The 22,495-nt window shown below is 46.0% G+C and carries 20 protein-coding genes; 8 read left to right on the top strand and 12 right to left on the bottom strand.

All coding sequences use genetic code 11. The features are described from left to right. Window positions 1-9: 9 nt before the first annotated feature. The gene (locus ACJJI0_RS01925; RefSeq protein WP_444884431.1) at window positions 10-258 is read left to right on the top strand and encodes a hypothetical protein; all 249 of its coding nucleotides are present in this window, start codon (window positions 10-12) and stop codon (window positions 256-258) included. Between the two features lie 133 nt (window positions 259-391). Here ACJJI0_RS01925 and ACJJI0_RS01920 read toward each other — a convergent pair whose 3' ends face one another. The 3 genes from ACJJI0_RS01920 to ACJJI0_RS01910 all read right to left on the bottom strand — a co-directional run bounded on the left by ACJJI0_RS01920 (window position 392) and on the right by ACJJI0_RS01910 (window position 3,673). After that, window positions 392-1,696, bottom strand: coding sequence for a carbohydrate porin (locus tag ACJJI0_RS01920; protein ID WP_444884430.1), 1,305 nt, complete (start codon window positions 1,694-1,696; stop codon window positions 392-394). A 533-nt stretch (window positions 1,697-2,229) separates the two neighbouring features. After that, the gene (locus ACJJI0_RS01915; RefSeq protein ID WP_444884429.1) at window positions 2,230-3,192 is read right to left on the bottom strand and encodes an alpha/beta fold hydrolase; all 963 of its coding nucleotides are present in this window, start codon (window positions 3,190-3,192) and stop codon (window positions 2,230-2,232) included. Window positions 3,193-3,244: 52 nt separating this feature from the next. After that, on the bottom strand, window positions 3,245-3,673 hold the full coding sequence (locus ACJJI0_RS01910) for an organic hydroperoxide resistance protein (protein ID WP_444884428.1): 429 nt from the start codon (window positions 3,671-3,673) through the stop codon (window positions 3,245-3,247). A gap of 121 nt (window positions 3,674-3,794) precedes the next feature. Between ACJJI0_RS01910 and ACJJI0_RS01905 the strand changes: the two genes are divergently transcribed. Together ACJJI0_RS01905 and ACJJI0_RS01900 are read left to right on the top strand one after the other, a co-directional pair. Continuing rightward, on the top strand, window positions 3,795-4,622 hold the full coding sequence (locus ACJJI0_RS01905) for an AraC family transcriptional regulator (RefSeq protein ID WP_444884427.1): 828 nt from the start codon (window positions 3,795-3,797) through the stop codon (window positions 4,620-4,622). 1,361 nt (window positions 4,623-5,983) lie between these two features. Continuing rightward, window positions 5,984-6,274, top strand: a complete 291-nt coding sequence (locus ACJJI0_RS01900) for a GNAT family N-acetyltransferase (protein ID WP_444885903.1) — start codon at window positions 5,984-5,986, stop codon at window positions 6,272-6,274. Window positions 6,275-6,571: 297 nt separating this feature from the next. On the opposite strand, the gene ACJJI0_RS01895 is transcribed toward ACJJI0_RS01900, so the two are convergent. From ACJJI0_RS01895 to ACJJI0_RS01885, 3 genes are all read right to left on the bottom strand, one after another. Continuing rightward, window positions 6,572-7,960, bottom strand: a complete 1,389-nt coding sequence (locus ACJJI0_RS01895; RefSeq protein WP_444884426.1) for an MFS transporter — start codon at window positions 7,958-7,960, stop codon at window positions 6,572-6,574. Window positions 7,961-8,077: 117 nt separating this feature from the next. Further along, complete coding sequence (locus ACJJI0_RS01890; RefSeq protein ID WP_444884425.1) at window positions 8,078-9,466, bottom strand: MFS transporter; 1,389 nt, start codon at window positions 9,464-9,466, stop codon at window positions 8,078-8,080. A gap of 88 nt (window positions 9,467-9,554) precedes the next feature. Continuing rightward, on the bottom strand, window positions 9,555-10,937 hold the full coding sequence (locus tag ACJJI0_RS01885) for an MFS transporter (RefSeq protein WP_444884424.1): 1,383 nt from the start codon (window positions 10,935-10,937) through the stop codon (window positions 9,555-9,557). A gap of 250 nt (window positions 10,938-11,187) precedes the next feature. On the opposite strand from ACJJI0_RS01885, the gene ACJJI0_RS01880 reads away from it, so the two are divergent. Further along, a complete protein-coding gene (locus tag ACJJI0_RS01880) occupies window positions 11,188-11,700 on the top strand; it encodes a DUF4174 domain-containing protein (protein WP_444884423.1) in 513 nt (170 codons plus the stop codon). Between the two features lie 223 nt (window positions 11,701-11,923). Here ACJJI0_RS01880 and ACJJI0_RS01875 read toward each other — a convergent pair whose 3' ends face one another. Next, complete coding sequence (locus tag ACJJI0_RS01875; RefSeq protein WP_444884422.1) at window positions 11,924-13,162, bottom strand: alkylhydroperoxidase-related (seleno)protein; 1,239 nt, start codon at window positions 13,160-13,162, stop codon at window positions 11,924-11,926. Window positions 13,163-13,406: 244 nt separating this feature from the next. On the opposite strand from ACJJI0_RS01875, the gene ACJJI0_RS01870 reads away from it, so the two are divergent. Both ACJJI0_RS01870 and ACJJI0_RS01865 read left to right on the top strand, forming a co-directional pair. Then, the gene (locus ACJJI0_RS01870) at window positions 13,407-14,048 is read left to right on the top strand and encodes an NAD-dependent epimerase/dehydratase family protein (protein WP_444884421.1); all 642 of its coding nucleotides are present in this window, start codon (window positions 13,407-13,409) and stop codon (window positions 14,046-14,048) included. Window positions 14,049-14,311: 263 nt separating this feature from the next. Further along, window positions 14,312-14,896, top strand: a complete 585-nt coding sequence (locus tag ACJJI0_RS01865) for an exopolysaccharide biosynthesis protein (protein ID WP_444884420.1) — start codon at window positions 14,312-14,314, stop codon at window positions 14,894-14,896. Window positions 14,897-14,928: 32 nt separating this feature from the next. Here the strand turns inward: ACJJI0_RS01865 and ACJJI0_RS01860 are convergent, their stop codons facing one another. From ACJJI0_RS01860 to ACJJI0_RS01850, 3 genes are all read right to left on the bottom strand, one after another. Beyond that, the gene (locus ACJJI0_RS01860; protein WP_444884419.1) at window positions 14,929-15,528 is read right to left on the bottom strand and encodes a CPBP family intramembrane glutamic endopeptidase; all 600 of its coding nucleotides are present in this window, start codon (window positions 15,526-15,528) and stop codon (window positions 14,929-14,931) included. Between the two features lie 93 nt (window positions 15,529-15,621). After that, complete coding sequence (locus tag ACJJI0_RS01855) at window positions 15,622-16,143, bottom strand: GDYXXLXY domain-containing protein (RefSeq protein WP_444884418.1); 522 nt, start codon at window positions 16,141-16,143, stop codon at window positions 15,622-15,624. Further along, window positions 16,140-17,456 carry a DUF2157 domain-containing protein gene (locus ACJJI0_RS01850; RefSeq protein ID WP_444884417.1) on the bottom strand — a complete coding sequence of 439 codons (1,317 nt, stop codon included), beginning with the start codon at window positions 17,454-17,456 and terminating at the stop codon, window positions 16,140-16,142. The genes ACJJI0_RS01855 and ACJJI0_RS01850 overlap by 4 nt, the downstream gene beginning before the upstream one ends. A gap of 246 nt (window positions 17,457-17,702) precedes the next feature. On the opposite strand from ACJJI0_RS01850, the gene ahpC reads away from it, so the two are divergent. Continuing rightward, the gene (gene ahpC / locus ACJJI0_RS01845; RefSeq protein WP_444884416.1) at window positions 17,703-18,269 is read left to right on the top strand and encodes an alkyl hydroperoxide reductase subunit C; all 567 of its coding nucleotides are present in this window, start codon (window positions 17,703-17,705) and stop codon (window positions 18,267-18,269) included. A 173-nt stretch (window positions 18,270-18,442) separates the two neighbouring features. Here ahpC and ACJJI0_RS01840 read toward each other — a convergent pair whose 3' ends face one another. Further along, entirely contained in the window at window positions 18,443-19,495 is a 1,053-nt protein-coding gene (locus ACJJI0_RS01840; RefSeq protein ID WP_444884415.1) for a Gfo/Idh/MocA family protein, read from the bottom strand. 348 nt (window positions 19,496-19,843) lie between these two features. Between ACJJI0_RS01840 and ACJJI0_RS01835 the strand changes: the two genes are divergently transcribed. Further along, the gene (locus tag ACJJI0_RS01835) at window positions 19,844-20,527 is read left to right on the top strand and encodes a glutathione S-transferase N-terminal domain-containing protein (RefSeq protein ID WP_444884414.1); all 684 of its coding nucleotides are present in this window, start codon (window positions 19,844-19,846) and stop codon (window positions 20,525-20,527) included. Between the two features lie 313 nt (window positions 20,528-20,840). Here the strand turns inward: ACJJI0_RS01835 and ACJJI0_RS01830 are convergent, their stop codons facing one another. Next, window positions 20,841-22,415: an ATP-binding cassette domain-containing protein gene (locus ACJJI0_RS01830; protein WP_444884413.1), complete on the bottom strand. Its 1,575-nt coding sequence runs from the start codon at window positions 22,413-22,415 to the stop codon at window positions 20,841-20,843. Window positions 22,416-22,495: the final 80 nt, after the last annotated feature.

Here is a 22,495-nt window from a genome sequence, read left to right as displayed (position 1 = left end):
GGTATCTGTTTGGAATCAGCGCTTGGCCTCGTCCTTGCGCTCTCCGGTTATTCCGAGAAACCGTACTCCAGCTCCTTGGTGACCAAGCAATCGGAAGCAGGCATTCCTGTGGCCGAAACCGCTGTCCCTGCCTTTATCAACGGCAATATCTACACCGCAGAAGATGATGGCGAAAGCCGTCGCGGTCCGCAGCAGTACCATTTCTATGAGAATTCAGCACCGAACTTCCAAAACATCCATTCCCAGTCTACGGTGTGATGCACACCTTTCCTCCATAATAGAGGTAACTAGAATGTCGGTTTTGTGGATGTTCCTAAGGCTCGACATTGAGTAGACGGTCATTCAGTATCATCAGGTCGATAGATCGATCAGTTTCACACTGTGTCTCAATTCAAAAACGTATCTGCCATCGCAGGGCCGCAACAGAAATCCTCTTGCGACTCAGTTCATGTGGCCTGACCCATTGCAGGTCGCCCGTGATGCGTAGCCAAGGCGCCAAGTGCATGTTGTAGAAAAGTTCTATGCCCTGTTCATCCCTGATAAAGAACTCGGGATTGAATGGCATGGTAGAACCGATCCTTGCCAGCCCCTTGATCAGTTGGTTACTTAATCCATATTTAAAATAACCGATCCCCCAACGATCCTGCTGCCGGCCAGGAAACAACCCCTGCCCACCGACGCCAGCTAAAAAATGCCATTTAAGGGGATTAGGGTTTCCATCGGAAATTGCGCCTTCCGCAAAGAGGCCCCATCCAATATCCGGGTTGCCTGGGTAATGATAAAGATATTGCTGCACACTGGTACTTAGATACCAATAACCTTTCCGCGTGAGGATGGATTCGGACGCTGCAGGAAGGTCGAGAAGCGAGGGAATAGTCGAAAGATTCAGCCCCTTTTTCGAACTGTACACGCCGCGCACAGTATAAAAACCTTTTTGATCGTTTATCTTGGTAGGGAAAGTTGCTGAAAGGCTTGTAGTTTTGCCTTCAGCAAAGGGACTCCTGATTACCTCCTTCATCTGCGCGTTGCGTGGGTCATAAACCATTAATGTAAAGGTTGCATAATCGGCCTTGACCTTCCCAATAGCTCCAAACAAGTATGGTGGAGTTACTCCACTAATTGGGGCCGCAAGTCCGATATTCATGAAAGTATCCAGGCCGCCACCGCCGATTAGAGGCTTCTTAGCAGCTACATCAAACATATAAAACTTGCCTAAGGTGAGCGAATAGCGATCTCCGATGGCTTGCGATAAAGTAATGGACGTTTCGCGATCACTGCCACCGAGTCGTGGAAAAGCGAGCGCTGTATTAAACGGCAATAACTCCCCATTCCCCAAGTCATTCACATCATCACCAAAAATCCATTCCTGGTGCACATTGACTGACAGGCCTCGCCACAGACCCAGCTTCGACATATCCAGATTTACGATTAGGTCTCCTTTACCACCGTATTGCCAAGTCTTGTCGCCATCTCCTGTGAGCACACCTTGGTAGAATTGTGTAAGCCAAGCATCGACTTTTATCCCACGCTCCCGAAAGGCTTGCTTCAAACCACCTGGCCAATCGAATAATGATGGACGTAAGCAATATGAGTACGAGGGCGCAGCTTCTTCGACATTTTGAGCGGAAGCACCCTGCAAAGATGTGGCACATACTAATACGATTACGGCAATCACCCATTCCAACTTATGCTGCATAGATTTCTCACATGCACTCTAATTCATTATATTTTATGTAAGCGATCTCACTAGGACCAAGTGAGGACTCTATTCAAGGCATTCAAGTTGGTTCGTTGAATGGCCAGCCAGAAAATCCCAAGAGAGTGTTGTTAATCGATAAATATATAGGGATGCAGCCTGTGCCAACCTCTCTTACTAGCAACGTTCTTATCTTTCGCGACGCGACTATTGCTAGCCCAACCTACTCAAGTTGGATATTTCTGGGACAGCAATGCCTCATAATCCTCAACGGATTAGCAGTGTGGATCAAACTGAAGTGCAGGCTTAATGCTTTAGAGTCATTGACCAAAGACGCAAACAGGAAGTTTTTACGAGCCATCACAAAGGGGGGAGGCTTCGATTCAGGCCCGATTAACCGCCACCTACAATTGTTATATCACGCATTTAATTTACACCCATTTTCTAACTGCGAAGGTATGGCCAGTATTGTCAAAACTAAAAAAAGTATTCTTGGAGGCTGCCCTGCTTTCGCAGGGCACTCCTGGTGCTAATTACCTGTCCTGTAAAAACTTCAACAAGTCGTGATTGAGTTGCTCTTTATGAGTGTCGGCAAGGCCATGCGGCGCACCGGGATAAACAACCAACTTAGCATTGCGGACAATTTTTGCTGCGGCACGGGCCGAATTATCGATGGGAACAATCTGGTCGTCATCCCCATGAACTATCAACGTAGGCACATCAAATTTCTTCAGGTCCCCACGGAAATCTGTAGCCGAAAAGGCAGCGATAGAATCGTAGGTATTCTTGTGTCCACCTCGCATTCCCTGCGCCCAGAATGACTGAATCAAACCTTGCGAGGGCTCTGCATCTGGACGGTTAAATCCGAAAAATGGTCCAGATGCGATATCCAGGTAAAGTTGAGAGCGGTTTTCCAGGGAGCCTTTACGGAGACCATCAAATACTTCCAGCGGCAAACCACCTGGGTTGGTGTTGGTCTTAAGCATAAGCGGTGTCACGGCTGAGATCAGCGCGGCTTTCTTAACGCGACCTGTACCATGTCGGCCGATATAGCGCGCGACTTCACCGCCACCAGTGGAAAAACCCACCAGGGTCACATCTTTCAGGTCCAGCGCTTTGATGACGGCTGCCAGATCATCTGCGTAATGATCCATATCATTACCGTCCCAGGACTGGCTGGAGCGGCCGTGCCCTCGCCTATCATGCGCCACAACGCGATAACCTTTGGATGCCAGGAATGTCATCTGCGACTCCCAGCTGTCCGAGCTTAGTGGCCAACCATGGCTGAAGGTTACAACCGGCCCGTCCTTTGGCCCCCAATCCTTGTAGTAAAGCTGCACTCCATCACGAGTGGTGATGGTGCTGGCTGTCTTAGAATAACTATTAGCAGACTCGGCAGCTTTACCAGATTTTGAGTCAGCTGAAGATTGTATTGCACTGAATATAGTAAGGAGAGCTATTCCAAGAGCACCTATCTTACGAGTTAAGGGATTCATACTGGCTTCTCCTTCGAAGCATTTAAATCAGGTATTGGGAAATGCCGGCCACTTATTCAGCGGGCACAAGGTGTACATCAATGTTTCCACGGGTTGCATTTGAATAGGGACATACGATATGGGCCCTGTTAATCAGCAGCTGCACCACAGTCTCCGTCAGTCCGGGCAAGCTGATACACAGCGCCACCTGAATGCCAAAACCTGTGGGTATCGGGCCTATGCCGACCTTGCTGGTAACCCGTGAACTATCTGGCAGAGTGATTTTTTCTTGAGCTGCGACATGCTTCAATGCACCCAGAAAACAGGCGGAATAGCCTGCCGCAAATAGCTGTTCAGGATTGGTGCCGTTACCACCTGCACCACCAAGTTCTCGTGGTGTTGAAAGTTGGACGTCGAGGGCACCATCAGTTGATAGTGCTCGCCCCTCCCGACCACCTGTAGCGGTAGCCTCGGCTGTGTAGAGGACTTTTTCTAGCGGCATGATAATACTCCTTGGTTTTGTGAAGAGCCGGGATTCATATCTGTCAACGGGTTTAAATTTACCCCCAGAATCGAGACGATATGTAACAATAAGTCTTTATAAGTTAACCAGGAGTATCAGAATGGGGGATCGGCTGGCTGCCCTGCTGGATAAGTTCTCAATCACAGCACGCGTATTCCACACAGGCACTTTATGCGGTATTAATGGGCTAAATGGCGACGGTGATATGGGACAGCTCCATTTGATTCGCCAGGGCACTGTCGAGGTCAACCACAGCAGTGGTCCGACATTGCAGATTACAGAGCCCAGTCTGCTGTTCTACCCGCGACCGTTGGCACATCGCTTTATTACAGACTCCAGGAGTGGGGCAGATTTTGCCTGTGCCAACCTTAGCTTTGATGGCGGCCCTGGTAATCCTATAGCGGCAGCCCTGCCCGACTTTATCTGCCTTCCATTGTCAGCTATATCCGATTCAAAAAGTGTACTGGACCTGATTTTTGAAGAAGCTTTCGCCCAAAACTGTGGTCGCCAGGCAATACTGGATCGCCTATTCGAAGTCATAGTAATTCGGGTACTTCGGCACTTGATGGAGGAAGGGCTGACACAGGTTGGTATACTGGCTGGTATGGCACACCCACGCTTGCGCTTAGCGCTGATTGCCATACATGAACAGCCCGCACATGACTGGTCCTTAGAAGAGCTGGCCCAACAAGCTGGCATGTCGCGGAGTGTATTTGCCAGATCTTTTCGTGATCAAGTTGGCACCACTCCAGCTGCATACTTGCAGCGTTGGCGGATATCGTTAGTACAGCGCGCTTTGAAACAGGGCTTGCCATTCAAACTGGTGGTAGAGGAAGTTGGCTATGGAAGCGAGGCCGCCTTGTCACGCGCCTTTAAAGCCTGCGTGGGATGCTCCCCTCGACAATGGCTTAAGCAACAAGCCTCGTGAAGACTCTATTAACTAGACTTCATCATAATATCAAGGAGTCCATGCCTGATACCTAACGAAGCAATTCATGCTTATTCTCACCATCCTACCAAGCGAACTTAATGAACTTCAAAAATCCCTTTATCACGGGTGCAAAGAAGCCAAGTGCTCGGAAGGATTAGACCACTACAATTAGTCTCTATCACGAGCATTCAAACAAGCGCAAGATATTACTATTAAGGTAATGGTTAGGCACGCATAAGATTTTTGAGTCTAATAACTGTGGCCACATGGCCCTTTGTAAGGCCCGTTAATACCCATAAGTACACACAAAAGCCCTCTCAAAGAGCTGCAGCAAGCTTAGCAATACCATCTATCGCTCAAGTATCCCAATCTGTACCTCTCCACCATTACCTCTTCAAATCTACAGTTGTCCTAAAATTAGCCCTCCCAAAAATCAATTGTCTTTCACAAAAGGAGCTCGATATGAAAACTATGACCTGCAAGCAATTAGGTAGCGCTTGTGATATTGAATTGTAAGCAAACTCATTTAAAGAGATTGCGGAACTTAGTAAGAAACATGGCATAGAGATGTATCAGCAAAAAGAACCGAAGCATCTAGAGTCCATGCATAAAATGCAGGAACTTATAAGAAATAATGAATCCATGAAAAAATGGATGGAATACAAAAAGAAGCTTTTCAGCTCCCTACCCTCTCAGTAGTAAATGTGAACCCAAAGATGACCAAAAATACTATAAAGATAATATCGATGGCTACTTGGCATTTCTGGTAAAACCAAAAAATCTATTTTCCAGCCAAGTAAGCCACCTTATAGTGAAAGCAATTATTCAAGCAGTGTAAAAACTAAGCTTTCTAAGTTAAAATAAGGGCAGACCATTGAACATATGGAAATGTTATGCAATTCATAATAACTCGATCCATCGCACTTTTATCCAGTTCAAACTCCACTGCCCAGAGTACGCCTGAGATCCTTAAGATGTATGAACACTTTACCTTGTCTAGTGCCGCTGCTGGTAAGTGTTACCAACCTAAAAAACCAGAGTTAGCTTCATTCCTGGCAAATTATGAGCTGGTAACACGTATGTCATCTCAATACCTTAAAGAGAAAAGGCCCCAACTAACAGAAAAACAAACAGCGCAGATACTTCTAGACGCAGGTAAACGAGCAACTGACAGGGTATATCAAGAAATAGAATCCGCAAGCTGTATGAGCCCCAAGATTCAGGATCTTATTAAGCGATTTAAGGTGCAATCAGCTTGGAAACCAGAAAGAAGGACCTGATCCCCTGGAAAGCCACCGCCAATGCGTGGTTGTGCTTGGTTATTTCAGATCAAAATTCAGGCGAAAAAATAGGCGTTACTGGGCTTCCTAGTAGAGAATGGTATCGCCGAAGTTGGCTATTTATTGCTACCTGAATTTCACGGAAAAAAGTATAGTACCGAATCATTGACAGCCTTGATGGAATGGGCAACCTTAGAGCATGGTATCACCCACTACAGAGCGGTAGTAACCAAAAATCATTTTACTTCAGAGCGGGTACTTGAGAAGTGTAGCTTCCACCTTGAAATGACAGCCCCAAGAGCTCCTATAATTTATAGAAAGACTTGTACCGATCATATTTATTTTCCCTGGATAGAACCTATAACATGATTATTTGTTGAAAATCTGCACCTTAAAATAACTCATAAAACTTCTATCAATCACGGTCTCGATAATTTAGAAACCTATTGTTTTTTATAGCCCAAGGACTGGCAAAATAAAAAGTATCATTCTGACTACTGCAGAACCCTTTCCGAAACCCCTAGAGATAGCTCTTCTTTGGGATGACCATTGAATTATAAAATCATTTTTTAAGTATTTTTATTATTCAAAATTAAGATTAAAATATTTGAAATATTGCCTCGCTACGACTCTAAACCTATAAGTCGAAGAAAAGATAAAATTCAGTCAAGTAGATACTTCCTTCTGCTCGCTAGCAGCCACAAAAAACAGGCACCCTATCAACCCTGCAAGTGCAAGATAAGCATTAACCGCAAACGCCCGGTCAATACCTGAAGAGATATCTGGTGAAAAAGCCACAATAGTCGCATTCATCCCAAGACCAATGGCACCTCCAGCAATTTTAAACATATATAATACGGCTCCGGCCAAACTGGCTCGACTTGGTGATACAGCAGTGATTGCAGCAGTGGTAACTGCAGGGTTAAAGAGGCCAATGCCTGTACCCAACATCATCATACCCGGCAAAAGGCTAATGAATCCGGTATTGTCGCTTAGATGAGACAACATAAACATTCCTACGCACATACAGAGTGTGCCTGCCCCAGCCAACCACCTTGGCCCAATCAGCTCATAAAAACGCCCTGATATATAAGCAAAGATTCCCGAAACAACCATCAATGGAATCAATGACATACCAGATTGCATCGCACTATACCCCTGTGTTTTTGTCAAAAACTGCGGAATATAAAGTAAGGCTGAAAAATATAAAACAGCGACTAACAGGGTAACAACACTTGCTGAAAGAAATTTTTTATTGCCGATAACATCACCTGGAACCAATGCAGTACGCCCTATGCGACATTCAATAACGGAAAATAAACATATAAAAACTAAAAATATCGTCAACAAAACAATAACCAATGGATGCTTGAAGCCAATCTGCCCAGAAATATCCAACGCAAACAATAGTCCAAATAGTGAAATAGAAAGTGTTGCTACACCTGGATAATCAATTTTCTCTTCTGTCTGCTCTGGTGGTGTAAACGGAACTACTTTCCAGCAGACAAATAGTGCGATTGATGCTATAGGGATATTGATTAAAAAAATCCACCGCCAGCTTAAAAGGTCCGCCAGTATTCCTCCCAGTACTGGGCCTACGGCATTAGCAAAAGCGCAAACTGCCATAATCAGCCCGCCAGCCTGGCCAGAGCGGTCATCGGGCATCAAGTTATAGGTCATCCCCAGAATTGATGGCCACATCAACGCTGCCCCAACTGCCATCAAAGCTCGGGAAATCAACAGCATATTAGCATTAACTGCCAATCCGCCTAAAATGGAGAAAAATATAAAAATCAGGGTACCGCAAAAAAATACACCTCTTCTACCGTAGAGATCAGCAAGCCGACCACCAGTAATGATCAGCACCCCAAAGACCAGCGCATAGCCATTAATAATCCACTGGGAAGTGGTAATGTCTACATTAAATTCATTTTCAATAGCAGGTAATGCAGGAGCAAAAGCCGTAAAGTCATTTGCCACAAGGAACACAGCCACTGATAAGGCCGCGAGCCCTAAATATTGTTCCTTTCCTAGAGTAGAATTTAGCGCGGGCATTAATTGAAACCTCCTGCGCACTAGATCTCAAATCGAACTCAACACATTATCAAACCACGCTCCTGATCACATTTACGAACCCAACATAGGATCTTTTAAAACGATTAAATTTCATTATTACTGCCGTCTCGAGAAGGCTTTTGGTAACTGCCCGGGAAGAAAGAAAACAGCAATCACAAACGCACTAAGAGCAAAATAAGCATTTACCGTATAGGCCCAACCAATACCACTCACCACATCTGGCGCAAAACCTACAATAGCCGCATTGATTCCCAAGCCCAAGGCACCTCCTGCAATCTTGAACATATAAAGAATCGCACTCGCCAAGCTTGAGCGCGCAGAATCTACCACTGATATCGCAGCGGTAGTCACCGCCGGATTGAACAAGCCAATGCCAATCCCCAAAATAATCAATCCGGGTATAAGTTCAAGATATTCTGTTTCTTTGTTCAGATAAGATAGTGAAAATATTCCAGCGCCTTTGCAGACAAGCCCCCCACATATCAACAATTTAGCCCCCAGCTGTTTATGCAGAACACCCGATAGATAGGAGGTCAGGGCAAAGGTTGCCATAATGGGGATCATTCCTACACCAGACTGAACTGCAGTAAACCCCAGATATTCAATTAAAAACTGGGGCAAAAACAAAATAACGGCAAAAAACATCACTGCCGATAAAAGAGTAACCAAACTTACCAGAGAAAATGTTTTATTAGAGACAATATCAGCAGGAATTAATGCAACCTCTTGATTGCGCTTTTCCACAATAATAAACAAGCAGATGAACACTAAGAATAGCATTATCAGATAGATCACCAATAGATCTCTGAAACCAATTTCGGCAGCCAAATTCAAAGAAATCAAAAGACTGAACAGAGAAATACTCAACGTCAAAACTCCCAGATAATCTATCTTCTCCCGTGAAATTTTGGGAGCATCATCAGGAACTGACTTCCAGCAAAAACAAATTATGGTAATCGCAAGAGGAATATTTATAAAAAAAATCCACCTCCAACTTAAATATTCAGCCAACACCCCTCCAGCCACAGGCCCAACAATATTTGCCACCCCCAATACTGCCATCAAGCCCCCACCAACCTGCCCAGCATACTCTTTGGGAACCAGGCTATAGGTCATACCTATAACAGAGGGCCACATTAACGCTGCACCTATCCCCATCAGACAGCGGACTACCAGCAACATGGCCATATCAATAGCGAGGCCACCAATTAATGAGCAGAGAGCAAAAATAGCCGTTCCCACCATAAATGCACGTTTTCTGCCATAGATATCCGCTATGCGACCGCCAGTGACCACCAAAATACCAAAGACAAGTACATAACCATTAATCACCCATTGCGAAGTGGTGATATCAAATCCAAACTCACGCTGCATAGCTGGCAATGCAGGGGAGAAGGCGCTCATATCAATCGCGACCATAAATAAGGCCAGAGCGGCAGCAAATAAGCCATAAACCTGCCCTCTGGAAATCTGTAGCTGACTCACCACTGTAAATCCCTCAGCAATTCTGCAATCCATTCGGATAGATTCGCAGCTTCCTTCACTTTCATCATATGGTCTTGCACTTCAGTGACTACCCGCCTTCCCGCTCTGGAATTCTAGGAGCGCTCATAAACATGAAAGCAACAACAAAGCCCACAAAAGCAAAACAAGCGTTTACCTCAAATGCCAAGCTAATACCCGATGTGATATCTGGAGAGAAACCCAATATGGCCGCATTTACACCAAGCCCTACCGCTCCACCGGTAATTTTGAGCATATAGATAATAGCACTTGCTAAACTAGCGCGGTTGGGATTTACAACCGCAATAACCATTGTGGTTGTCGAGGGGTTAAACAGCCCCAGGCCAGCTCCTAATATAATCAGCCCTAAGATGTAGTTATACCCTTCTCCCAGCCTGGACAAGTAAAACATCCCCAGGCTCATGCCCAAAATTCCAACACATACCAATATTTTCCCTCCGGTACGCAAATATAATTTACCTGCAATAAAGGACATCATGCCAAAAGCGACCATCATGGGTACCAGGGACAAGCCGGACTGAATAGTAGAGAAACCCCGCACATTGGTTAAGTATTGTGGCAAATACAAGATCACGGAAAAAAAAGTTACGGAGGTAAAAAGGGTAACAGCTCCTGCGGCAAAGAATCGCTTATTCTTAATGATATCCTGAGGTATCAGGGCGAAATCTCGCTCTTTTGTTTCAATCAGTACAAAAGCAACCGTAAACAGAAGAAAGGAGGTTAATAACCCCACTACCAAGGGATTCATAAAGCCATTTTCAGAAGCGAAATTTAAGGCCAAGAGAAAACTTAACAAAGAACCCGTAAGGGTCAAAACCCCCAAATAGTCAATTTTTTCGTTTGGGTCATAAGGTGTATCGATCGGGATATATTTCCAGCACATGTAGACCGCCGCAGTAGCGATGGGCAAGTTGAAAAAGAATAGCCAGCGCCAACTCAGTAGATCTGCCAACACTCCCCCCACTACTGGCCCCAAAGTATTGGCAAGACCGCAGATGGCCATAATTAATCCGCCGGTTTCCCCAGCGCGTTCTTCTGGCATAAGGTTGTAAGCCATCCCCAGAATTGATGGCCACATTAAGGCGGCCCCAATACCCATTGCAGCCCTGGCGGCCAACAGCATTGGAACATTTACAGCTAGCCCTCCGAGCAGGGAAAAGATAAGGAATATACACGCACCAATGATGAAGGTACGGCGCCGCCCAATAATGTCGGCAATACGGCCACCGGTAACAACCATTACCCCAAAAACCAGCCCATAGCCATTAATTACCCACTGTGAAGTGGTAATATTCATATTCATCTCCCTTTCTATTGCGGGAATCGCCGGGGAGAATGCACTGATATCAATGGCAATGATAAAAAGGGCAACATAAATGGCTAATAGGCCTAAACGGTTTGACTGCTGGGTAGGCTCCTGCATATGTGCCATAAATGGTACCAGCTTCAGAAACTCCAATTTGATTGTTAGGCCAGGGGAGTTCGACCACACCATGCAATACGCTAATCTATCGCAGATTCGATTTTTTATCCTAAAACCTGATTACAAAAACCGGTAAGCTTGAAAGGGTCACCCAAAACCGTTTCTTTTGGAGTGCCACAAAGGGTACTACTTAAGCTTAGTTGAGTTTACTCAGCTAAACTCCAATGTATTTAGCAATCTAAATAGCAGAGTTGTGATAATGCGTATACTATTTTTCTTGCTATTACTTATTCAATCCTTACAGCTTGCCGCCGAAGAAACAGCTATAAGTAACCTCAAAGATTTTCAATGGAAAAATCGTATTTTACTGCTAGCAAACCCACCAAAGCCCCCTGAAACCCTAGAGTCACTGCTCAAGCTGGGGCCACAATTTGCTGAGAGACAACTTATTTGGTTTTTATTTTCAGGTGACAAAATTGAAACCAATTATGCAGGAAAAATTACTGGGGATTTTGGTAAAAATATTCGCGATGAATACTTCAAGGGAAATAGTGAACAAGTTGTGCTAATTGGCAAGGATGGCAGAGAAAAATATCGTACAGTTACCTTTTCCCCTGTAGAAATTTTTCAGCGCATAGACCGTATGCCTATGCGCAAGCAGGAGATGCAGGGCAGCCATCAGCCCAGTGAAGTACTTTTGGGTAAATGTACTGTATCTGTTGGTTCATTAAATTTTGCACCAAGATTGACCAGAAGGTTTTGCCAGGAATGATTACACTCAATTTCTCCGTGGTGCACCTTGCTTTATATTTACTGCACCAAACCTTGAGTAGACCTTTTAACCCACTATTGAAGCGGGTCCATCAAGATCCACACTATACCGATAACGATTATAACGGTAGGCGACTCATCCTCATTGGCATATGGGCTTTTTTGCCCACCATAGGCATTTTTTGAACCTGGCTCACTATTCCAAAGGGAGAGTAGCTTGCTACTTAAGCCCTATCCCTGGCTCTTTTCCCCACCATTTTAAACAAAATCGGGCGAACCTTGGCAAACAGCCACCCCAATGCCTTACCCCCGGCCGTCGTCTCACTTGCCTGGGCATATGTATCCAGCGCCAGTTGACTTTGTGCCTGCTGACTTAACAGATCCACTTCTTTATCCAACTCTATTCCTGTGGCGCTGGCAATACGATTCATACGCTGGAAACTGCCTATTAGCGCGGCCGTATCCACCAGTGCAGAATCACCATGCTCCCTGGATAACTTCTCCCTGGCGAGGACAAGTTGCTGATTATCATCCCCCATAGCAGCGTCCACAAAACCAATAAGCTCCGCATACTCCCCGGAAATTCCCCCATTACCAGGTCCATTATTTTCACTAGCTGCCGCTCTTTCCGAAGAGAGCAAGTCGGTGATATTTTGCTGCTTACCCTGCACCTCTCCGCTTACTTGCAGCAACATTGCGTGAGATGCCGAACAATAGAAACACTCGTTATTCATCGACACCCTGGTAGCGACTAACTCAATTTCTATACGAGATAGCGCACGATCGTGACTCTCACCTACCTGCATGACTTCAGAGGGTAAAAAGTAATAACGATTCTCCATATAGCGCTGACAACGCACCGCCTCTGGTACCAAACTCAAAGCTCTAAGCACATTAGTGGGCTTGGGGACATCCCTATATAAATCTTGCTCCTCCTCGGCACACTGGCCCTTGCCGATCATTGGCACCCAGGCTGCACCCTCTTCCAGGCCTTCGGGAATATATTGCGATGGCGATTCATTCACTAAAGTTTGAATTTCTGGCAATGCCTCCAAAGGTAAACCCAGTGCCCGATGGAAGGTATCCACATTCATGACAAATACAACTACAGCGACCAACTCCACATACTGTCCCTTGGAGATTTCTGAGGGTATTAGTCTTTTAAACCACTCTTCACTTAAGCGGGATGAGTCTGTCACTATTCGGTGAACTGTATCGACAATAACTTCAGAAAGTTCCGAATTAGATTCATGCCGCCCCTCCACCTGATAAGGTGAAAGCGCTTTCTTCCGCTCTCGGCAAAATGCACATTCATGTGCTGCACGCACCTCTCTGGCAATGGCAAGGTGCTGCTGGGCAGACCACCAATTACCGGTCTCCCCAATAAACTGCCAGGCTTTTAAATTTGCCTCACGTAGACCTTCACGAATAGGCAACTTCTGTTTCGAGTAATCAAATAGCATTGTTCAATCCGACTCCCTAAAAGGGTTGATACCTTCACCAACAATTACGAAGGAGATTAATATGTAATAAGCAAACATTTCTACATTTATTTTTAGAATTAATTTTTTAAATAAATCGTCCATTTATTTAAAAAAATAGTCGGAAAATTTACAGCGGGGAAAGGGACCAATACACTTGACAACACCACCCCTAAATAGTGGATCATCAGCTAATTGGCAAATGTATGAATCGGAAATTTTTATAATGAAGGCAATTATTATCGGTGCAACGGGACTGATTGGCAGTGAACTGGTTGAACTGTTGGCAAAGGAATCCGCTATCGATGAGATAATCACTCTTACCCGCCGAAATGTCCCTATTCGCCACCCCAAGGTACGCAATGAAATTGTGGACTTTGAACATCTGACGGACTATGCAGACTTATTCCATGGTGACTTGCTTTTTTCCTGCCTTGGCACTACCAAAAAACAAGCAGGCAGCCTGGAGCAACAACATAAGGTGGATGTGGAGTATCAATACCAGGCGGCAAAGCTCGCCGCGGATAATGGGGTGTCGCATTACCTGCTGGTATCCTCTAGCGGTGCCAATACCAAAAGTGGCAATGCCTACTTGCAAATGAAGGGGGAACTTGAACAGGAAATTTTATCTTTGCCCTTTACACGAACCAGTATCTTTCGCCCTTCCCTACTTTTAGGTGAGCGGGGCGATTCCCGCCCAGCAGAGAAAATTGGCGCCATATTATTACCCTGGATCTGCCGACTCCCCGGACTACAGCGTTATCGCCCAATTGAGGGGGCTCAGGTAGCGGCAAAGATGGTGAGAGAGAGCCTTAAAGAGGGCAAAGGCCAAGAAACCTTCACTCTGGATGAATTGTTTTCCAACTAGCGCCTTTTTGGGCTGGCGATTGAGGCTTTGGCGGCACAGACTATCTCTATAGGATTCCCTTTGCGGTGAACGCCATGTTGTTGTTTGTGCACTATTTATCTAGACTGCTCCTGTCTTTAGCCCCCTCCCTGCTGCTTATCTACGTAGCCTATCACCGGCATAAGCGCCAGTATGGAAGATCCCAGATGGATGATCCCGGATGGAAGATCCCGACTCACCGTTCTTGTCCGATCAATCAGTAATGGGCATTGAAGCCTAAGCCTATGCCCCAGGAATTTACCGGCCTATGCCAGCTGCTGGAACACATAGAAGCCAGCTGCGAGCATACTGAACGGGTCTCCCTAGAGTTGGTAATAGATGCTGTAGGGCTCGGTTCTTATGCGCCCTTTCTGCTGGTGGTGGGATTGATTCTATTTTCCCCCCTAAGCGGCGTGCCCGGCATATCTACCTCCATGGCAGCATTACTCCTACTAGTGGCCATTCAGTTGTTACTGGGGCGCAAACATGTATGGCTACCTCAGTGGCTATTAAACCGTTCGATTTCCAAGAAGAAGCTGACCCGAGCATTGCACTGGTTGAGGCGGCCGGCAGAGTTTGCCGATCGCTGGATGCAGCCACGCCTGCATTTTCTGGTAAAGCGCAGTGGCACCTATGCTATTGCCACTACTTGCTCGCTTATCGCCCTGACAATGCCGCTGATGGAACTGGTGCCCTTTTCGGCCACTACAGCGGGCTTCGCCCTCACTATTTTTGGGCTGGCCTTGGTGGCTCACGATGGCTTGCTAGCGCTGATCGGCTTTACCATGACCGCCCTACTAACCCTACTGCTAGCGCATACTCTGCTGTAAGGCTGACACATCCAACCACTGAAATGCGCCTGTTACTTGGCCAGCCACCGATCCGCACCCAATACTTTCGGGTAATAGGCAAGTGTGGCCAGGGCAAAAAAATCGTAGAGGGCATGCCAGACAACCACCCCCAATAGGCTGCCGCTGGCTTGGTAGACAAAACCAAGGATTAAGCCAAATGCGAAAATTAGCAGCACATAGATCAGCGAAGCCCAGTGAAGAAGGGCAAAAACGAAAGAAGCTCCGAGTAACCCCAGCAGCGGGGAGCTCAGTTGCGACAGCCAGGTTTGCAGAAAGCCACGAAATAACAACTCCTCACAAACACCTGCGGCAAGAGACAACAGTACCACCTGGGCCAAGGGCATTTTGCAGAAAATTGGCGCCAGCTGGGCACAGTACCAACGCAGAGTACGCCCCACGCGATGATGGGCGCGGGTCAATGCCACAACCACAGCAAAGCTAAACAGTGCGCCCAAGACTCCCCAGGCAACAGAACTCCACGGATCGCCTCTTGCTGGTGATAGCGTCACATCGGAAAGCCAAAGTCCGATCACTGCCAACAACAGGCAAGCCCCCTGCACCCACATCATGGTGCTGAAGATATTTATCTGGCGCTTTCTTCCCTGTGACATAGATTCTGACTCCATTCATTAGAGCTGTTTTTTCCTTCGACTCTTGGCCCAATACAACCTCGCGTTGCAACTCCAGAGCATAAAGTGAGTGACTCAGCCGCCTCCTATTACACTCTTGAGGCTCACCTGACCACTGGGCGCTACCATAAGCTCGGCAATCCCACCATCGCGTAATTCCCGCTCCAACTGCAGGGCTTTTTCTTTGGGGGCAAAGTAGGCCTCTATACCGTACTTGATGCGGTAAAATTGCTCTGCACTCCAGGGATTAGCACCGGCAATCCGCCCCTTAAGAAATATCCCCTCGACCGGTTTTTCCAGGCTCGCCGCAGAAAATTCATAAAGCCCTGAGGGGGTTTTTTTCAAGGAGACATACACCACCTCCCCCTCTCGTATGCGCCGCTCTTCCGTTAAGGCTGACTTGGCAATACGGGAAAAGTCGTAATTCAAGCGCGCATAGTTGCCACGAAACAGGGAGCGGGGGTCTACCGGTATCGTTTTTACCCGGATTGGCTCTCCAGTCCAAAGCGGCACCTGTGCCTTTACATACATGCCTACCAGAATCAAAAACTGTGCGGCTATCGCCATACCCAAGACAAAAATCAGTCCCTTTTTCATTGTGCTCCCTCCCTGCCCTGGTGGTACTTCCAGTACTTGGCGGCGCCCAATAACAGGCCCGCAAACAATATAAAGATCAGCGCAGCCCCCAGGTAATCACCGATCAGATCGATATAACGCAGCAATGCAGTGATCAGTATCAACATCACCCCAAGGAAGAAATAATGAGAAATACCATCGTGAATACCCCGGTAAATTAACCAGCTACCACAGCCAATAAGGGCGAAATTGGTAGCCACTTGCAAATACATCGCCAAGTCTTGGTTATCACTGCTGCTGACAGTGATGAGGGCACCAATAAAGAACACATAGAGCAAACCACTCGATATCAAGCGCCTGGCCGGCAGTGCCAACAGCAGAGTAACATTGGCCATCGCGGCCACCACCAGCCACATAGACAACCGGTGTTGCCAATCGGCCTCGATCAACGCCTCCCAAGGCTGTGCGAAGCTGAATACCAACAGGCTGGCCAGGGCAAAACGCAGACACCACACCGAGATCACCGCAGCGTAGTCCTTGGCCACCGGCGAAGCCCTCAGCGCCAGCCAATGACTAAAGGTATACAGCAGAATAAACAGGGAGACCGCCACCGCCAGATTCTCCGAATGAAATTTCAACCCCGCGCCCAGCTGCTCGTCACGCCAAAATTCCGATAGCGAGAATTCGATCCAGAAGCCGATGCTCACCACAAGCAGCAGCATAAGAATGGTGCTCGCTCGCCCGCGTAAAAGTACATAGAGAGATAGCGCTATAAAGAGCGGGAAGAACGCCGGGTAATAGCCCATGCTCACCTGTAAAAAGAACCACAGCAGTGCCAGCACATTCACCTGAATGGCCAGCCAAGGGCTGCGGGTAATCAAGGCAAATGGCAGACAGCCCACTGCCCACCAAAAGATTCCATCGGGCATATGCTCACCCAGATGGTAGATTTGTGCGATCAGGATTATCGCGGTACCAAAAAAGAAGTTCCCCAGTAGAAAGAGCCCTTCGCCGGCACGGCGGTCCCCTGTGCAATAAGCTCGCAAGGCAACACACTGAGTGACCAGCGTGAGCGCAATCAAACCGCCCATACGCAACGCGCGGGGGATTTCTTCCCAATTGGCGCCAATCAGAGTGATCAGTGCAAGCGCGATAAATAGATAAGCGAGCCCCACTAACACGTTGTAACCTAGTGAGCGCTGCCGGGCACTGCGATAATCCACCTGGTAGCGGGCACAAATTAACTCTGCTTGTGCCTCGCTGATCACCCCGTCATCCACCCAATCCTCGGCTTCACGCGCCAAGTCATATTTCAATAAGCGTATCAATCGCATACCACTGTCCTGCGGCCAAATATCCATTACTGCGCTGTTCAGCGCCCGCTGTAAGTCTTTGGAGTATCTCTGATGTCGTCCCCATCCACAATCTAACAGCCAAGCCGGTCAAGCCCCAGGGCAGCAAGATAGCGACAAGCTATCTGATATATTTAAATTGTTAATTTTTATCAAAGTGAAACCATCAATAGTATTAAGCCCATAGAAATTACTGACACAACGCGGTATTCACTTAAGGAGTTACCCATGTCCCGTTATATCGAATCTGAACTTAAACCCTTCAACGCCAAAGCCTACCAAAATGGCGAGTTTCACGACGTCAGCGATGCCGATGTCAAAGGCAAGTGGGCGGTATTCTTCTTTTACCCCGCCGACTTCACCTTTGTTTGCCCCACCGAGCTCGGCGATCTGGCCGACAACTATGAAGAGTTCAAGAAGTTGGGAGTGGAGATTTACTCCGTATCCACCGATACCCACTTCACCCATAAAGCGTGGCACGATTCCTCTGAAACCATCGGTAAGATCCAGTACCCGATGATCGGTGATCCCACTGGCACTATTACCCGTAACTTCGGCGTAATGATTGAGGAAGAAGGCATCGCAGACCGCGGCACCTTTGTGATCGACCCAGAAGGCCGTATTCAGATCGTTGAGATCACTGCAGGTGGTATTGGCCGCGACGCCAACGAATTGCTACGTAAAATCAAAGCCGCCCAGTACGTTGCCGAACACCCCGGTGAGGTATGCCCGGCCAAGTGGAAGGAAGGCGAGGAAACCTTAGCCCCGTCTCTCGACCTGGTAGGTAAGATTTAAGTTTTCCCAAGCCCTCACAGGATTGGAACTGGCTTTGCCCACTCTTTGGTGGGCATTGTCATTTATAAATTTTGACAAACTGATCTGAACAAATTCAATAGAGTAAGCATTACCACTGATTTCTTTTCAGAAAAAGCTCACCTGATCATCACAAATTTGAGTGCAGTAAGAATCTAGTTCTCCCTACTTTTGATGATACGATCGCACTCGGATAATAACTGAATAGCCAATAATGATTCATCCATAGGAGCTTGAGGGCATTCAGTGCGTCCTGCAGCAAGACACCGTTGTACAGCGGCAGCCTCATAAATCAGCCCTTCAGAGCATGGAAAGATAAATTTTCCGGGAATACTAGGCAGACGAAAGTCCTGTGTTTCAATAGTATTATCAGGATTTCGGCGACTCCCGCCATACTTAATTACCGAAACACACGTTGGAGTATGTGCTGGAGAATGCAACTTAATTCTACCCTCCGACCCATAAATATCGGTTTCCTCCGCACCTTCATATAAAATACTCCATTCTGAGATTGCGGATAAAGATCCTTCAAAACGAGCGTACAGCATACCTGCGGCAACTTGCCCAAAACCATAACCATCAATTATTCCTGCGCACACAGTCTCTTTAATATTTTCTCCACAAATCATTAAAGATTGATGAACAGGATACACACCGGCATCGAAGATACCCCCTGTTCTCCAGGTTGGTGACTCCAAGCCTTCATCACTCTTCATATCAAAACTAAAATCCGCCCTAACTTGTTGAACCTCTCCAATTTCACCTTTTTTAATTAATTCCCGACAGTATTCAACTGCAGGAAAGAAGCGCATCCACATAGCCTCACTACAAAAAAGATCTTTATCGCTAGCCAAAATTTTAATTTTAACAATATCATCTACTGAAAGGGCGATTGGCTTTTCGATGAATACATGCTTTCCGGCATTTAGGGCAAGTAAAGCATGCTCAGCATGAAACTCTGTTGTTGTTGCTATATAAACAATATCTACAAGAGGGTCATTTAATAAGTGGGCATAATCCCCATAATATCTTTTAGCCCCATGCGATGTTGCAAATGCCTGCGCACGACTAATATCTCGTGCTGCAACTGCATAGAGTTGGGCTGACTCAAGAAAATTTAGCACCAAGGCAAAGTCATTTGCAATTTTCCCACAACCTATAAAACCCCACCTATACACCCGATCATTTCTCACTGGTAAATTATCCATAGGCATTACAACCATACCCGACTCGGATGTATATAGGCCCACTGGGTTAATCTCCAATAAGTTGTTAAACACCAGTGTAATGAAAAAAGTTAGGTTTACCGCCAAATAAACGCTGCGGAGTTATAAATTGAACCAACCAAACATTTTGACCGACTAGTCATTTGCGATCTGGAAAAGTGACAATTATCCAACCCCCCTAATGAATTTTGAAATAGTACAACTTACTGAACGTCTTTTTCCTATAATGGCAAGTAATAGATATAGCAATATTTCATTAACCGAGATATCAAATCGAAGACAATAAGCTTGCCTCTATTACTACATCTTACTAAATGTAATCAAACCATCATGTACCAGCTATTTATTGCCAATAAAAACTACTCTTCATGGTCTTTAAGAGTTTGGCTCTTAATGAAGGAGATGCGTATACCGTTCGAGGAAAAGATGATCACTTTTGAGGGTGGGGATAGTTGGAAAAAATTTTCCAGTTTCTCACCTAGCGGAAAACTACCTTGCCTGAAAGATAACAATCTCTTAATCTGGGATTCTCTTTCAATTACAGAGTATCTAGCCGAAAAAATCTCTCTCATCTGGCCAATGAATAGGTCTGCCAGAGCTTGGGCGCGCAGTATTTCAGCAGAAATGCACTCAAACTTTGAATTCTTCAATAGCAAATCGCTAAGCTGCGCGACAGAAGTTAACACCCCAGTAATACCAGATAATCTTAGTGAAGCGCTCACCCGAATTGATGATCTGGTGCAGGAAGGACTTGGAAATTTTGGTGGCCCTTTCCTTGCCGGCGAAAAGTTTACCGCCGCAGATGCATTCTACTCTCCAACAATCATTAAAATAAATAACTACAATTTATCAGTTAGCACAGAGACAAACCAATATTTCAACAAGATATTGGCTTTACCAAATTTAAAGGAATGGATAGATCAGGCCATACAGGAACCATGGAAAGTTTCAGAATATGAAAAAATGGAAAAGGATATTGGGAAGATAATAAGAGACAAGAGAGGACAAGGATAAACTATAGATATCCCACTTCCAGCTAAACCCAATTCAAACTAAGGCTTCATAGGGTTGAACAACAGATGTGTTGCAGATCTTGTAGAGAGCTAACCAGGCTAAGCTCCCTGTACCCCCCCCGGAAAGATTTGCCAATCCCAGACTTGGAATTATACTGAAAACTCACTCCAAAGCCTCTCGATAATAGCAAACCTCCAGAGATTATTGATAAAAATACAAAGTAGCCAGGCTATTATCAGGATCAACTATATAGATTACCATCTGTGACACACTACCTACAAACACCCTTTACCAACCAAACGATAAAGATTCTTCAATCCAAATTAAGCTGACTATCTACACCTATAGCATTAATAAAACTCAGATCATGTGAGACCAATAAGACAGCACCAGAAAAATCCATAATGGCATCTACTAATAGCTGGCGGGAATCCAGATCCAAGTGATTATCTGGCTCGTCTAGTAGTATCAAGTCTGTGGCAATGGTGCCCCGTGTAACGGCAAGTAATGCCACTTTTAGTTGCTCCCCTCCACTTAGGAGCCTGAGAGGCAGCAGCGGCGTATCTCCCCTTAGCCGCAAACTACCTAGCATGGTACGCCATTCAGATTCTTTTCTACCAGGATGAAGATAGAAAAGATTCTCTAAGGCGGATAACTCTTTATTGAGAAAACTGAAGTCCTGGTCTAAATAACACAAACCTCCACGAGTTTGGCAAACGCCACTTAGAGCTTTTAGCTGACCAGCTATGACCTTTAGCAGAGTGGATTTTCCACTACCATTACCTCCCGCTATTCTCCAACGTTCCCCCTTGCGGAGGGTTAAAGATATAGGCTTATCATGAGAACCATATGGGAGCTGCAAATTTTCAAGATGTAGTTGTATTGATTTTCGAGAATCATACTTAGTAAGGGATAGCTTTTGCGGTCTTAGTCTCTGTGACTCAATTGCTGTTATTTTACTTATTTCCTCTCTTTTTTTCTCTAACTGTAACTGGCGCTGTTCTAACTTTCGCTTTAATTTTCCAAGACCTTTCCCAGCGCGATCTTTTTGTGAGTCCATAAGGCTCTTACTTTGAGAGTTCCGCTTACCTTTTCCCTGCCGTTGTCTAGTAGCAAAATTATGCAGACTTTTTTGCCTGACATTATTTAGTTGGTTGAATTCTTTTCGATTATCCTCTGCCCTTTGGAACAGGGCTGCTTGCTCTGTTTCTTTTTGTTGCAAATACGCACTGTATGCGCCGCCATAGGTTTTCAATCCTCGCTGATATATCTCTATTATTTGTCGGGCATTTTCCAGCAGCTCTACATCATGACTGGCGACCAATGCCCCTCCTGCATGATTTAAGATTTTCTCTTGCAGCCACTCCCGCCCACTCTGATCAAGATGATTGCTAGGCTCATCTAGCAGTAAGTAGTCACTTGAGAGAGAAAATGCATAGGCAAGGCTTAACTTGGCTCTCTGACCACCACTCAATCGTTCTATCGGCGTATCCAATGGCGCATTGATTTTTGCTTCCTCTAGCTGGCGTTGCCAGATAAGAGGCAGGTGCCAATAGTCTGCAACAGATATCAGGTCATTCTCTGATGCATGCCCTTGCTCTACCCGTAAAAAAACTTCATACAAATGGCCATCTGCAAGACAATCGACGATCCGCAAATCAAGTCGGGGATTAAGCTGTTTCACCAGATGATGGCGTCTTCTCCAAGAGACCTTACCACCAGTAACGGAAGCTTGACCGTGAAGAACACTTAGTAGTGTGGATTTCCCGCTGCCATTAGGTGCAACTAATCCAGTGATTCCAATAGGTAATTCCAAGCTTACTTTATGGAAAATCGGGGTGTCCCCAAATATCAGGGAGATGTTTTCAAGAGTACAAATAGCTGTCATATGCCCTCCGATCATAGGACCGTGCGGCGTATTTCTGCTATCAGCCAAAATAGGTGTTTGAGGAAGATACGCCACCTGCA

This window comes from Microbulbifer mixtoriginis (SeqCode) (assembly GCF_052466695.1).
The sequence above is the reverse complement of the archived record's forward strand: the minus strand, read 5'-3'. Positions and strand labels throughout refer to the sequence as shown.